The sequence below is a fragment of the Enterobacter cloacae complex sp. ECL414 genome (genome assembly GCF_021869685.1).
GTDB lineage: Bacteria > Pseudomonadota > Gammaproteobacteria > Enterobacterales > Enterobacteriaceae > Enterobacter > Enterobacter kobei.
The window spans coordinates 2,615,521-2,629,542 of sequence record NZ_CP091481.1 but is presented as its reverse complement, the minus strand read 5'-3'; the positions used below and the strand labels follow the sequence as shown (position 1 = coordinate 2,629,542).

Genomic DNA, 14,022 nt, shown 5'->3' with positions numbered 1-14,022 from the left:
AAGAGAGTCTGAGCTTATTTAATTTCCAGCTCGTTCATTGCAGCGATGTTGAAGCCGCCGTCAACGTGAACCACTTCGCCGGAGATACCTGCGGACAGGTCAGAGCACAGGAATGCAGCAGAGTTACCCACATCCTCAATGGTAACAGTACGACGAATCGGGGTAACCGCTTCGCAGTGTGCCAGCATTTTACGGAAATCTTTGATGCCGGATGCCGCAAGGGTGCGGATAGGACCCGCGGAGATGGCGTTAACACGCACACCTTCAGGACCCATTGCGTTCGCCATATAGCGTACGTTGGCTTCCAGAGACGCTTTAGCCAGACCCATCACGTTGTAGTTAGGGATAGCACGTTCCGCGCCCAGGTAGGACAGGGTCAGCAGCGCTGCGCCTGGGTTCAGCATCGCGCGGCAAGATTTAGCCATCGCAACGAAACTGTAAGAGCTGATGTCGTGAGCGATTTTAAAGCCATCACGGGTAACCGCGTTCACATAGTCACCGTCCAGCTGGTCGCCAGGCGCGAAGCCGATGGAGTGAACGAAACCGTCGAATTTCGGCCATGCTTTTGCCAGCTCAGCAAACATGCCATCGATGCTTTCATCTTGTGCAACGTCACATTCCAGAACGATGCTGGAACCCAGCTGCGCGGCAAACTCTTCAACACGGCCTTTCAGCTTGTCGTTCTGGTAGGTGAACGCCAGCTCAGCGCCTTCACGATGCATTGCCTGTGCGATGCCGTATGCGATGGACAGTTTGCTGGCAACGCCAGTCACCAGAATGCGCTTACCGGAAAGAAAACCCATAGCTTTAATCCTTATATTCATTGCTTATTTTGCCTTGTAATTCATAGCGTTACAGGCAGTATTTCAAAATCATTCGAAATTAGCTCGAAATTATAGCCCACTCACAGCCCCTTGTGTCACGATATTTCTCGCCGATCGCCAAAGACGAATGCCCCAGAAGGTGAGGCGTGGGTTCAAAATTTCAGCATTCGTCCAGTATATCACCCGGCAGCAGCTTCGCCTCATCCAACCAGCGTGGATGCGCGATCCCTCACGATAGTGACCCTTTCCTGGCGCTTTCTATGAAACGCGCGATGACAATAAAGAAAACCGGGACGAAGAAGATCGCGAGAAGCGTACCGCTAATCATGCCGCCAAAGACACCGGTGCCGATGGCGTGTTGTGTGCTGTCACTTGCGCCACTGGCCAGCATTAAGGGAACCACTCCCAACGTAAAGGCTAACGATGTCATCAGAATAGGGCGCAGGCGCTGGCTTGCGGCCTGTATCGTTGCCGCCACCAGAGGGTTCCCTTCACGATGCAACTGTCTGGCAAACTCCACAATCAATATGGCGTTCTTGGCAGACAGGCCTATCAGGGTGATAAGGCCGACCTTGAAGAAAACATCATTCGTCATGCCGGCAACAGACACGGCCATGACTGCACCGATCAGTCCCAATGGCACCACCAGCATGACGGCAAAAGGTATTGACCAGCTCTCATACAGGGCAGCGAGCACCATAAACACCACCAGAATCGACAGGACGATCAGACCCGGGAGCTGCGACTGGGATTTTATTTCCTGCAATGAGCTCCCGGCCCATTCTCCCGCCAAGCCCTGAGGTAAATCCCTGGACAAATTCTCCATAACTTTCATTGCGGTACCGCTGGATTCACCTGTGGCCGCACTGCCGGTAATGCGGATAGCAGAATACCCCTGATAACGCGTTAGTTGCTGCGGTGCAACGTTCCAGGAGAGCGTCGCAAACGTTGACACTGGCACCCTCTGCCCCTGGCGGTTTTTAACGGATAATTTCAGGATCTGCTCAGGTTGCATTCGGTAAGGCGCATCGGCCTGGATAATCACCTGCTGAACACGCCCATTGTTCGTGTAGTCATTAACGTAGTTTGAACCCATGGTGACGGAGAGCGTCTGGTTGATTTCATCAAATGAGACGCCCAGAGCTTCCGCTTTTTCCCGGTCAATCTGAAGCGCCAGGCTAGTGCCTTCCGGCAGGCCGTCGATATACACGCCACTCAGTTCAGGGCGTTGATTCGCTTTCAGCACCAGCGCATCGGCCGCCTGCTTTAACGCCTCGTAGCCCAGTCCCGCTCTGTCCTGCACGTACCAGGTGAAGCCCGACGAGGTGCCCATATCCGAAATGGCAGGCGGGAGCAGGCTCATCATTACGGCATCAGAGACGTTTGCCATACTGGCCTGCATATGGTCGGCTTCATCCTCGGCTGTAGAGCCGTGCCTTTCTTTCCAGTCCTTCAGCGTGGTGAACGCCATGGCCGAATTCGGTCCTGATCCTGAAAACCCAAAACCCAGGATCATAATGTTGCTTTCAATATCCGGTCGGGTCGCAATTTCCTGTTCAAATGTTTTTACTACTTTCAGGGTGCGCTGCATTGTGGCATCAGAGGGAAGCTGAATAGAGGACATAAAATAGCCCTGATCTTCGTCCGGCAGAAAGGATGAGGGCAGCGAAGACAATCCAAAAAATAGCGCAGCACAAAGCGCAACATACAGAAGCAGCATTCGGCCGGTTCGTTTCAGAACCGCGCCCAGGCCGGATTCGTACCATGTCGTCAGGGTATGAAAACGGGCGTTAAAGCCTGCCGCGAACCTGCCGCCACCGTGTTTTTGCGCGCTGTGGGGCTTAAGCAACGTCGCACAAAGCGCGGGAGTCAGCGTGAGGGCAAGAAATGCCGACAACAGTATGGATACCGCCATGGAAATACAAAATTGTCGATAAATAATGCCTACGGACCCTTCAGCAAAACCCATGGGTATAAAGACAGCGGTAAGTACCAGCGTGATCCCGATAATTGCCGGGGTGATTTCGGCCATGGCCTCCCGGGTAGCGTCGCGCGGAGAAAGGTTTTTTTCTTCCATCAGCCGTTCAACGTTCTCCACGACCACAATGGCGTCATCCACGATAATCCCTATCGCCAGCACCATGCCGAACATGGTCAGAATATTGATCGAGTATCCACTCAATAGCATCACTGTGAAGGTGCCCAGCAGCGCGACGGGGGCCACAATCGAGGGGATAAGCGTACAGCGTATCTTATGTAAAAACAGCAGCATAACGAGAAAGACAAGGACCATCGCTTCCACAAAGGTTTGCACCACCTTCATGATGGACAGCTTTACAAACGGTGCGGTATCGAAGGGAACCGTAAACGCCATTCCTTCCGGCAACACCTGAGAAAGTTCGTCGATACGTGCACGTACGCCTGACGCCGTGCTCATCGCATTGGCGCCTGGTGACAACTGGATTGCCGCAGCCGTTGCCGGCACCCCATTTTCACGGATACCGAAAGCGTAACTTTGCAGGCCAGACTCAATCCGCGCAACGTCGGACAGTTTCAGCCTTGCGCCAGACGCATCTGCTTTAAGGGTAATGTTTCTGAAAGCCTCTACAGAAGTGAGTTGCCCTTTCACTGTGATGGGATAGGTTACGCCTTGTCCTGCAGTTGCCGGTTCATCTCCCGTTTTCCCCGGCGAAACAAGCGCATTTTGCTGACCTACAGCGGTAAGAACATCGCTCACCGAAAGCCCGTAACTGTGCAGCTGCATGGGATCCAGCCAGATGCGCAGCGCTTTTTCGCCACCAAACAGCTGGACTTTTCCGACTCCCGGCACACGGCGTAGTTCGTCGCTGACGTTGCGGGCAAAATAATCGCTTAAATCCGCCTCTTCAAATTTGCCGGTTGTGGACTTCAACCCCACCATCATTAAAAATCCGGAATTGGCCGCCTCGACGTTGATGCCATTTTGCCTGACCGCCTGCGGCAAACGTGGCTCTACAATCTTGATCTGGTTCTGAAGATCCATCTGTGCCAGCTTAATGTCTGTGCCGGGCTTAAAGGTCACGGTAATAGATGCAGAACCGGTTGTGTCGCTGGATGATTCGAAATAGAGCAAATTATCCACGCCCGATATTTCACGCTCGATGAGCGACACCACGGACGTATTCATGATATCGGGGCTGGCCCCCGGATAAGTGACAGAAATAATGATCCCCGGCGGTGCCACCGCCGGATACTGCGCAACCGGCAACCGGGGTATAGACAGGACACCCGTCAGGACAATAAAAAGCGCCACTACCCAGGCGAATACGGGGCGTTCAATAAAAAAATGAGGCATTAAATTAACGTCCAGATACGTGAATTTCGTCATCGGCTGATACGCGTTTACCGATATCCCTGAGCTGAGAAAATTTCTCAAGAAGCTGCGGGGCGTCATCGAGACTTGTCGCGAACATCCACATGTATGTCATCACGGAATAAATATGTCCGGCGGTGATGCCAGCCGATTGCGTCATCCAGATAATGGTCAGCGTAAAAAGCAGGGCAACGAGTATACCCACCCATAAATAGCCCCACGCCTCCCGGTCCGATAACGCAATGCGTAAACGTGCAAGCGTGACGTAATGTCGGTGAAGGGTGGCGGTGCCTGCCTTATGAACATAATCAACTTCTTTCTCAAGACGATTATTCAGGCGCATGAATAACCATTCATTTTTACGGGCATATTCCGAGACAAATCCCATCAGAATGATGACGATTGCACAGCACATGATGCCGGCCCAGAATTCGATAAATAACAGCATGATTGCCGCACCAAAGAGAGAACTCAGCGAGGTAATAAGCAGGGGCAAGTGCATTTCAAAGAAATCCACATACTCGCGCGAGAGTGTGACCCTGGCGGCGATAGCCGAATGGTTAAGCTGGTATTTCCGCTGTGAAAGCACAACGGAGACCGCAAGCCCGGCATAAATACGGGCAAACGTTCGCGTATCAACACTCCGTCTTGTCGCACCTATGATCCACATACAGAGCACCATCAGTCCGTACAGTGCGGCGTTAAGTGTCTTACCCGCAAGAATGGCATTAATCGCGATGCCTGCCAGAACGGGATACAGTAAAAACATTACGTTTTCAGCCACGACAAGGAAAAAAGTCACAACCAGTTTTTTCCGGTGACGTACCGCGAGTTTTTTAAGTGAGTACATAACGCCAGCTGTATCTGGAGAACGACGATTGTTATTAAGGTTATTCATTCTGGGTAACAGGTTTCAGACTCTTTAAGTGAGTGTATTTTGAGCAATAAGGGTTGGCAGGAAGTCTACAACTCGCCTGTTTAGCGGAAATGGCAGTTTTATGGAGAGAGTGTGGAGCGCAACCGTGCGGTTGTTCAAATCATTCTCATAATGAGGTACAACGGCGAACCGCAGAAAAAAAGAATTAAATAACACTCGTAGTAAAACACCAAATCGTCGAAATCTGGCGTAGCGTTCAGCAGCACAGTGAACGTAATTATGAGATATATAAAAATCACCATTAACCAGAAGGCGATGACAAGTAATTCAGTGAATGCACCTGCTTTGTTTTGTATTATCAGAGAGACAACCGACAAAGCGATGCAACCATAAATAATGGGAGAGGAGGGCAGCGTCGCGGCAACTTTTTCATCCATTTTATGCATCAACACCAGCCAGGTATAAAGTAATCCCCACGACAGCAGCAGGAACAGCGTATATATACCGATTTTCTTAGTAGAGAAATATTTCGAAAATTCCATGTTCATTATCTCAGCCAGATTCATAAAGCCTTAAAGCGACAGGGTTAATTCTCACCGTTCTATGAAAGAAGGGTTCTGCCCGAATAGCTATTCTGGCCAGGCATTGTCGAGTCTTTATTGACTGAATGTGTAGGCTGTGTGGAGGCATGGCCGGACATTTAAATTAGTGCTGGAAATTTTCATGGCTACGGCACTTTTTCCCGGAGGCTGTGTCTTATTGTGCTAAAGATATCTGATAGCGTGCTCAAAGGGATTTCACCCGCGGAGATAAAATGAACAAAAATACTCTAATCCTTGTTGTTGAAGATGAAGACGACATTGCTGAAATACTGATGAGTTACTTAGAGCGTTCAGGGATGAAAACGCTGAGGGCCAGACAGGGCGAGCAGGCGATAGCGCTTAATCGCCTTCATAAACCGGATCTCATCTTGCTGGACATTCATCTGCCCGTATGCGACGGCTGGAGCGTCCTCACGACGCTTCGTCAGGAAAGTTCCGTGCCCGTCATTATGGTTTCTGCCCTCGATCAGGACGTAGATAAACTCATGGGGCTGAGGCTTGGCGCAGATGATTACGTTATCAAGCCTTTTAACCCTTCTGAAGTTGTCGCGCGGGTTGAAGCGGTGCTGCGCAGAACCAAACCCGCTATTCAGCAGGCGGGGGCCGCGCCTATCAGGACGCCTTTTATTACGGTCTATCCGGATGATTTCTACGTTGAGGTTACCGTGGGACCTGAAGTGATCTCCCCGGTGTTAACGACGACGGAATTTAAGCTTCTTACGTATCTGGTCAGATATCCGCGAAAGGTCTGCTCCCGCGAAGAGTTACTCAACGCATGTCTTCCTGAAGGTGATACCCTCGACAGAACAGTAGATAGCCATATGAGCAAGCTGCGTAAAAAACTTGAGCTCGCGGGGCTTTACGGCGTCCCTGAGAGCATCAGGGGCATGGGTTACCGGCTTGGGGAGAAAAAATGAACAGAGAGTCTGTCCTGAGTCGTCAGATCTTAACGTACATGATGTTGCTGACGTTTACGATCATTGCCATTTCAATACTGGGCTCCTGGTTTTTTTACTCCTTTATTCTGGATCACCTCCCCGGCGGCGCTGCGGCGGGGGAAGACGAGCAGATGACCCTGTGGGACTGGGTGTGGATCGGGACAGCAACAACAATCAGTCTGATATTCGCGGTTTTTTTAACGATCAAACTTTCCTCGCGGATACTCACCCCGCTAAACGCGGTCGCGTCCAGCCTGAAAAAAATTTCGCAGGGCCAACTGGATGCCCGGGCTTATTGTGCCAGTTCCAGGCTGGGAGAGATCAATCACCTGGTCATGGATTTCAATGAAATGGCGGAAAAACTGCAGACGCTGGATATGCAGCGTAAATCCTGGAATGCCGCCATTGCCCATGAACTCAGAACCCCGGTCACGATTTTACGCGGGCGGCTTCAGGGTCTGGTAGACGGCGTTTTTGAACCGGATCCGTTGCTTTTTAATAATCTTCTCAGGCAGACCGAGGGGTTAACCCGCCTGATTGAAGATCTACGGGTTGTCAGCTCTGACGGTGGGGCGGGTTATACGTTGTCTAAATCCAGAACGGATCTCAAAGGGACAATACAGGACGCGCTTGATACGTTCATGCCCGAATTTAAACGTAATCAGTTTACGATAAAGACAGCGTTGAGGGAGCAGCATTGTGTGTTCGATCCGTTGCGTATCAACCAGTGTCTGGCCGTTCTGTTTGACAACGCATTACACTATTCAACCTCGCGGACGCTCATTGTCAAAAATGGCGTGTCTGATAAAGGCAATTATATTCTTATTCAGGATGGCGGACCGGGCATCCCTGAGGCCTTCCACGATTTTTTATTTCAGCCTTTTCAGCGGGATAATGGCGCCAGGGCATTGAATCCCGAAGGGTGTGGTTTAGGCTTATCGGTGGTAAAAGCCATCATGCTGGCCCATGGTGGCGATGTCACTTATACCTTATCAAAGCAAAACCACTCAATATTTAAACTCACCTGGCCCGACCCGTGAGTTTCAGCGGCAGATTAAATGTGCTTGCTGGCGATAAATGCCATATTTGTCCTAGCTTAGCATCCCATTCCTGTGGGGTAATCGTCAGTTTACCGCGTCTCGGGCTTAGGGTTATTTCACTGAAATAGATTTCATCTTTTTTTAGCATAAGATCAACGCGGCAGTAATCAATTCCCTGCGCCAGCTCCTGGGAGGCCAACAATGCTTCTCGGAATAAAAGCGGTTCGCCAGGATCTGCTGAAGTATTCGGATATTCCATCTGGAAAGGTTGTAAGTTCCAGTGCCTGTCATAAACGTTGATAAACCCTTTCCCGTTATCATCCGTAAAATCCGCTTCAACATAGTGGGCAACGCCATGAAAGCAATGGATCCTCAACATTTCGGGCGTTGTATTCCTGTCAGCATCGTCGAAGAGATCGACAAATGGCTCGCAAAGTATACTCGGCGTAATGTTTTTGTACTGCCATTCGCGCGTGGTGTAGTACAGATTTTTCTTTAACGCGAGGCTCAGTTTTTTACAGGCTTCCCTGTCATTAAAGTGCGCTTTGTCGGTACATATTATTGTGCTACCACTGTCATGGTTGCACTTAAGGACGAATTTGTCAGGAAGTACTGAAAAATCAATTTGCGACGCCCTGGTATAAACACCAAGTAATGGCACCGTTTTCACGCGCGTAGTTCTGGAAGAAACGTATTCCCGAACGGCGAGTTTATCGGCAAGCATTGTATAGACGTTATTATGGTCATAGACCAGACGATGGCATATTTTTTCACTCAACGTCGAGGGTGATTTAATGTCAGGGGTTTTCCCGGTTGTTCTCTTGAGCCTCACAGTATGGAAGTGCAGGTCCGTCATTAAAAATGAACGACATTTTCTGATGAGATACTCTGTGTATTTTAGAACATAAGTGGCGGTGATCATTTTTTCTCCTCCGTAATGTCCTGATATTCTGGAGAAGAACTGTTGATGGATATTGCGTAAAATATGGAGCAAGGATGGAGACGAAAATTAAAAGGATTAAATAACGTACGCAGGTTATTTAATCCTTAATTTAGCGGGGGGGGGGGTACCGTTGTGCTTAGCGGTCCTTTCTCCACGCATCGGCGGTCAGCGCTTCACCGAAATGACCGGCAATCAGTCGTTTCGTCAGCTCATGAAGCGGAGAGGCCATGACATCCGCTGTGCTGCCACGTTCGACAACTTCCCCCTGGTGCATCACCATCACCTGGTCGCTGATGTGCTTCATCATTCCGAGATGTTGGGTAACGTAGATATAGGAGATACCCTGTTTTTCCTGCAACTCCAGCATCAGGTTAATCAGTTGCGAACGCATCGACATATCCAGCGAGGCAAGCGCTTCGTCGGCAATGATTACCTTCGGGCGCAAAATCAACGCGCGCGCCAGACCCAGGCGCTGTTTCTGGCCGGGGGCCAGCATATGGGGATAGTAGCTTTCGTGATCCGGTAACAGTCCCACCATGCGCAGGGTTTCAAAGACGCGCTTTCGTCGCGCCTCGGGCTCCAGCTCGGTGTTCAAACGCAGAGGAAAATCCAGAATCTGCGAAATACGCTGGCGGGGATTGAGCGAGGTTGACGGATCCTGGAAGATCATGCGGATACGCTGGCTGCGGAAAGAGTAATCTCCAAACGCCAGAGGATGATCGTCAATCAACACTTCTCCAGCGGTAGGCTCTACCATGCCGGCAAGCATCTTCGCCAGCGTCGATTTCCCGGAACCGTTTTCGCCAATAATCGCCAGCGTCTGTTTTTCACGCAGGGTAAAACTTAGCGGCTTTACCGCCTCGACAGTCTGACGATGAAACAGCCCCGTACGATAGCGAAAGGTCTTACTCAGGTTGCGGACTTCCAGTAAGGTTTCGACCATTTCACTCTCTCTCCATGTTCAGCGGGAAATGACAGGCGTAAAGATGATTTTTAGCGCCGGTCAGGCGTGGTGTCTCAATACATTTACGCTGAGCATACGGGCAACGAGGCCCAAGACGGCAGCCTATCGGTAAGGATTCCAGCAGCGGAATCGCCCCTGGCAAGGTATTCAGGCGGCTCTTGTGCGGCATGGCGCTGCCAAAATCAGGAATAGCCCGGATAAGCGCCTGCGTATACGGATGATGCGGAGCGTTGATCAGGTCTTCGCTGGGGGCGGTTTCGACCGTTTGCCCGCAGTACATCACATCAATTTTGTCCGCCCATTTGCTTAACATCTGCAGGTCATGGCTGATCAGCAAAATGGTGGTGTTGTTATTCTGGTTCAGACGTGACAGCAGGCGGAAAATTTGCGCCTGCGTGGTCGGCTCCATCGCGTTGGTGGGTTCATCTGCAATCAGCAAGCGCGGCTGATTAGCCAGCGCGATAGCAATCATCACCTTCTGACATTCACCGTCGGTAAGCTCATACGGGAAGCTGCGCATCGCGTCTTTATGATCTTTGATACCGACGCGGTGCAACAGTTCGATGGCGCGACGTTTACGCCAGCCGAAACGCTGCCACCAGCGGCCTTTATAGGTCCAGCCGGGGATGTTCTGCATGAGCTGTTTACCCACGCGCTCGGACGGATCGAGACAGGATTGCGGCTCCTGGAAGATCATCGAGACGTTGTGACCAACCAGCTTACGCCGCTCGCGCGGGGAGAGGCGCAGCAGGTCAATGTCGTCGAAGCGCATACGATCGGCGGTTACGCGCCAGTTGTCTTTCGCCACGCCGCAGATAGCTTTGGCGATCAGGCTTTTTCCTGAGCCAGATTCCCCCACCAGCCCGCGAATTTCACCCTCAGCAAGCGTGATACTGATGCGATCGACGGCCTTAACCCAGCCTTCACCGGTTTTGAATTCGATGGTGAGGTTGCGGATATCAAGAAGTGGCATTATTGCACCCCCGCGTTAATTGCACGGCGAATACCGTCGCCCAGCAGGTTGATCAGCAACACGCTCACCATAATCGCCGCCCCCGGCAGCATCACTGTCCACGGTGCCACGTAGATTAACTCCAGCGCGTCACCGAGCATTGCGCCCCATTCAGGTGACGGCAACTGGGCGCCAAGGTCGAGGAAGCCGAGCGCAGCAATATCGAGAATCGCCATCGACAGCGCACGGGTGATCTCGGTGACCAGCCCGGCGGCGATATTCGGCAGAACGGCAAACCACAGGATGTTGAAGGTGGTCGCGCCGTCCAGACGGGCGGCGACGACATACTCTTTTTCCAGCTCGTCATGCACCATGCTGTAAACCGAACGCACGATGCGGGGCAGGATTGCCAGCCAGACGGCAAACATCGCATGCGACAGATGCGGTCCGGCAAAAGCAACCACAATGATCGCCAGCAGCAGAGACGGAATCGACAGCAGGGTGTCCAGAATGTGGTTCAGTACCGCCGAACGCAGGCCATGCGTGGATCCCGCAAAAATACCGAGCGCCAGTCCACAGACTGTTGCCGCAAGCGTGACCACAAATGCGCCACCCACCGTCGGGGCAGCGCCGCTTAACAGGCGGCTCAATACGTCACGTCCGAGGTCGTCAGTGCCGAGGAAGAAAGAGACTTCGCCGTAGCGTGACCAGGAAGGCGGCAGAAGCTGATAGCCGAGGAACTGCTGGTCAATGCCATACGGGGCAAACCACGAGCCAAAGAGGCAGAGTAATACCAGCCCGGCGCAGCCATAAAGGCCGATCATCGCCGTGGTGTCACCATAGAACTTACGCCACACGGTACGCAGCGCACCGGGTGTGCGCTTTTCACTGTATACGTTATCGTAAGGCATACCATTCCTTATGCTTCAACGGGTTAGCCATCGCACCCAAAATATCGGACAACACGTTAACAATAATCACCAGCGAACCAATCACCATCACACCCGCTGAAATAGCGGCGTAGTCCTGCTGGCGAATCGCGTTGATCATCCACCGTCCCAGCCCTGGCCAGCTAAAGACCATCTCGGTGATCATCGCCAGAGTGAGCATGGTGGAGAACTGCAGCCCCAGACGCGGAATCACCGGCGGTAGCGCGTTATGGAGAACGTTGCGGCGCAGAATGGTCAGGCGTGACAAACCCCGCGTGGCGGCGGCTTTGACATAGTTCTGGTCAAACACCTCGATGGTGCTCAGGCGCATCAGGCGAATCACTTCCGTGGTCGGGGCGACGGCCAGCGTCAGTACCGGCAACACCATATGGCGCACGGCGCTGACGATCATCTCATGACGCCACACTGAATCGGACAGCCAGGCGTCAATAATGGCAAAACCCGTCACCGATTTCACCGTATAGAGCAGGTCGAAGCGGCCCGAGACCGGTAGCCAGCCCATCGTCAGCGAGAAGAAGAGCGTTAACAGCAGCGCCAGCCAGAATACCGGGATGGAGAAGCCTAACAGGGCGAGGGCGCTGATGAACTTATCCTGCCATTTGTTGCGATAGATCCCGGCCAGCATACCCACGGGGATCCCCACCATCAGGGCAAAACCGAAGGCCAGAATGCACAGCTCCATCGTGGCCGGAAAAACCTCTTTCAACTGGTCGGAGATAAGCTGCCCGTTGATGCTGGACACCCCGAAATCCCAGTGCAGCAGACCGTTAAACCAGAACAGCCAGGCATCCCACAACGATGAGCCCTGAAGCGGGGCGTGCGGCGTAAAATAGCTCAGGCTGAAACCGACAAAGGTCAGCAGAAAGAGCGTCACCAGCAGCAGCAGGAGTCGGCGCAAGGTAAAAATAATCATGGTTTTTTCACCTCTTGTTCTTTTTCGCGCGAGACGCCCGCGAACGAGGCATTGCCGAACGGACTCAGCACCAGACCTTTAATATCATAGCGATAGGCCTGGAGACGCAGGGAAGAGGCCAGCGGCAGCACGGGCAACTCCTCGGCGAGGATTTTCTGCGCTTCATCATAAGCATCGATGCGTGAGGCCAACTGTTGGGAAGAGAGCGCTTTTTGCAGCACGGCGTCAAACTCCCGGTTACACCAGTGAGCGTAGTTGGTCTGCGAGTTGATCGCCGCACAACTCAGCAGCGGCCGGAAGAAACTGTCCGGGTCGTTACTGTCGGTGGCCCAACCGGTCAGGGTAAGATCGTGATTCATGTCCATCAGGCGCGCCTCCTGGAAACGGCCCTCAACCGGCACGATGATCACCTTGACGCCCACCTGTGCCATATCTGCCTGCAACAGTTCGGCCGTTTTCAGCGGGCTCGGGTTCCACGCCTGGGAACTGGTCGGCACCCAAAGCTGGAGGGTGAGGTTTTCCGCGCCCAGCGCTTTCAATTGTTCGCGTGCTTTTGCCGGATTGTATTCCGTAATTTTAGCTTCACCGTCGTAGGCCCACGAGGCGCGCGGTAAAATAGAGGCCGCGGTTTCCGCCGTGCCGTAGTAGATCGACTGCATCAGACGCTGGTTGTTAATCGCCAGCGCCAGGGCATGACGGACGGCAGGGTTATTCAACGGCGGCTTATCCGTGTTAAAGGCCAGATAAGCGATGTTCATTCCCGGGCGTAGCGTCAGACGCAGACGCGGATCGTCACGCAAAATAGTGAGCTGGCTGGCGGCAGGCCAGGCGAGCACGTCACATTCCCCGGTGAGCAGTTTTGAGAGACGTCCCGTTCCGCCGGAGCCGAGGTCAACCACCACCTGCGGCATCAGCGGCGTGCCGCGCCAGAAATGTTCATGACGCTGCAGGCGTATATATTGCCCCGCGCGGTATTCAGCCAGCTGGAACGGACCGGTGCCCACCGGCTGGCGATCGAGCAACTCCTGGCGATCTTTTTTCGCAAGCTGCGACGCATATTCAGCAGACATGACGGACGCATAGTGGGTCGCCAGATGCCAGAGGAAGGAGGCATCCGGGCGCGTTAGCGTAAATTCAACCGTTCGGTTATCCAGCTTACGCACGCTCTTAACCGTGTCGGCAAACTGCAGACTGTCGAAGTAAGGGAAATGATCTCCATTGACGTTATGCCACGGATGATTGCGATTAAAGATCCGCTGGAAGGTAAAGACCACATCGTCCGCATTCAGCTTGCGCGTGGGGGTAAACCACGGCGTGCGCTGAAACGCGACATCATTGCGCAGGTGGAAGCGGTAGGTTGCACCGTTGTCCAGCACTTCCCAGCTTTCCGCAAGCTCAGGGACCAGACGGTAGGTGTACGGGTCGACATCAAGTAGACGGTCATACAATTGCGCGGCAAGCGTATCGACAATCAGGCCGCTGCCCGCTTTTTGCGGGTTGAAGGTATCCACCTGGCCGCTCACGCAATAGACGAAGCCACTGTCACGGATGTCAGGCTGCGAAGTCTGCCCCGGCGCGGCAAAAGCCATGCTGCTGAACAGACCGAGTGCAAAAAAGGACGATAAAACCAGACGCATAATTTTTAAGGTTTTTAGGTTCGATCTGCA

Annotated in this window: 12 protein-coding genes; 2 read left to right on the top strand and 10 right to left on the bottom strand. The window is 52.7% G+C overall.

Annotated elements, in window-relative coordinates; genetic code table 11:
• Window positions 1-14 precede the first annotated feature (14 nt).
• The 4 genes from fabI to crrC all read right to left on the bottom strand — a co-directional run bounded on the left by fabI (window position 15) and on the right by crrC (window position 5,601).
• Window positions 15-803, bottom strand: coding sequence for an enoyl-ACP reductase FabI (fabI, locus tag L3068_RS12695; RefSeq protein ID WP_003856831.1), 789 nt, complete (start codon window positions 801-803; stop codon window positions 15-17).
• A 250-nt stretch (window positions 804-1,053) separates the two neighbouring features.
• Window positions 1,054-4,158 carry a multidrug efflux RND transporter permease subunit gene (locus L3068_RS12690; protein ID WP_117580466.1) on the bottom strand — a complete coding sequence of 1,035 codons (3,105 nt, stop codon included), beginning with the start codon at window positions 4,156-4,158 and terminating at the stop codon, window positions 1,054-1,056.
• A gap of 4 nt (window positions 4,159-4,162) precedes the next feature.
• Window positions 4,163-5,074: an ABC transporter six-transmembrane domain-containing protein gene (locus L3068_RS12685; RefSeq protein WP_032629001.1), complete on the bottom strand. Its 912-nt coding sequence runs from the start codon at window positions 5,072-5,074 to the stop codon at window positions 4,163-4,165.
• Between the two features lie 134 nt (window positions 5,075-5,208).
• Entirely contained in the window at window positions 5,209-5,601 is a 393-nt protein-coding gene (gene crrC, locus L3068_RS12680) for a colistin resistant protein CrrC (protein WP_100124566.1), read from the bottom strand.
• A gap of 266 nt (window positions 5,602-5,867) precedes the next feature.
• Here crrC and L3068_RS12675 point away from each other — a divergent pair, with 266 nt between their 5' ends.
• Window positions 5,868-6,572, top strand: a complete 705-nt coding sequence (locus tag L3068_RS12675) for a response regulator (RefSeq protein WP_023338377.1) — start codon at window positions 5,868-5,870, stop codon at window positions 6,570-6,572.
• Complete coding sequence (locus L3068_RS12670) at window positions 6,569-7,633, top strand: ATP-binding protein (protein ID WP_117580271.1); 1,065 nt, start codon at window positions 6,569-6,571, stop codon at window positions 7,631-7,633. The genes L3068_RS12675 and L3068_RS12670 overlap by 4 nt, the downstream gene beginning before the upstream one ends.
• Here the strand turns inward: L3068_RS12670 and L3068_RS12665 are convergent.
• The 6 genes from L3068_RS12665 to sapA form a co-directional block, all read right to left on the bottom strand.
• Window positions 7,614-8,555 (bottom strand): ATP-grasp fold amidoligase family protein, encoded by a 942-nt coding sequence (locus L3068_RS12665; RefSeq protein WP_047344617.1) that lies wholly within the window; start codon window positions 8,553-8,555, stop codon window positions 7,614-7,616. The two genes, L3068_RS12670 and L3068_RS12665, sit on opposite strands and share 20 nt — an antisense overlap.
• Before the next feature lie 157 nt (window positions 8,556-8,712).
• A complete protein-coding gene (gene sapF / locus L3068_RS12660; RefSeq protein WP_014884069.1) occupies window positions 8,713-9,519 on the bottom strand; it encodes a putrescine export ABC transporter ATP-binding protein SapF in 807 nt (268 codons plus the stop codon).
• A 1-nt stretch (window position 9,520) separates the two neighbouring features.
• Window positions 9,521-10,513: a putrescine export ABC transporter ATP-binding protein SapD gene (gene sapD, locus L3068_RS12655; RefSeq protein WP_014884068.1), complete on the bottom strand. Its 993-nt coding sequence runs from the start codon at window positions 10,511-10,513 to the stop codon at window positions 9,521-9,523.
• Window positions 10,513-11,403 (bottom strand): putrescine export ABC transporter permease SapC, encoded by an 891-nt coding sequence (gene sapC / locus L3068_RS12650; RefSeq protein WP_014884067.1) that lies wholly within the window; start codon window positions 11,401-11,403, stop codon window positions 10,513-10,515. The genes sapD and sapC overlap by 1 nt, the downstream gene beginning before the upstream one ends.
• Entirely contained in the window at window positions 11,390-12,355 is a 966-nt protein-coding gene (gene sapB, locus L3068_RS12645) for a putrescine export ABC transporter permease SapB (RefSeq protein ID WP_014884066.1), read from the bottom strand. The genes sapC and sapB overlap by 14 nt, the downstream gene beginning before the upstream one ends.
• Window positions 12,352-13,992, bottom strand: a complete 1,641-nt coding sequence (sapA, locus tag L3068_RS12640) for an ABC transporter substrate-binding protein SapA (RefSeq protein ID WP_014884065.1) — start codon at window positions 13,990-13,992, stop codon at window positions 12,352-12,354. Before sapA ends, sapB begins: the two co-directional genes overlap by 4 nt.
• Between the last annotated feature and the right edge of the window lie 30 nt (window positions 13,993-14,022).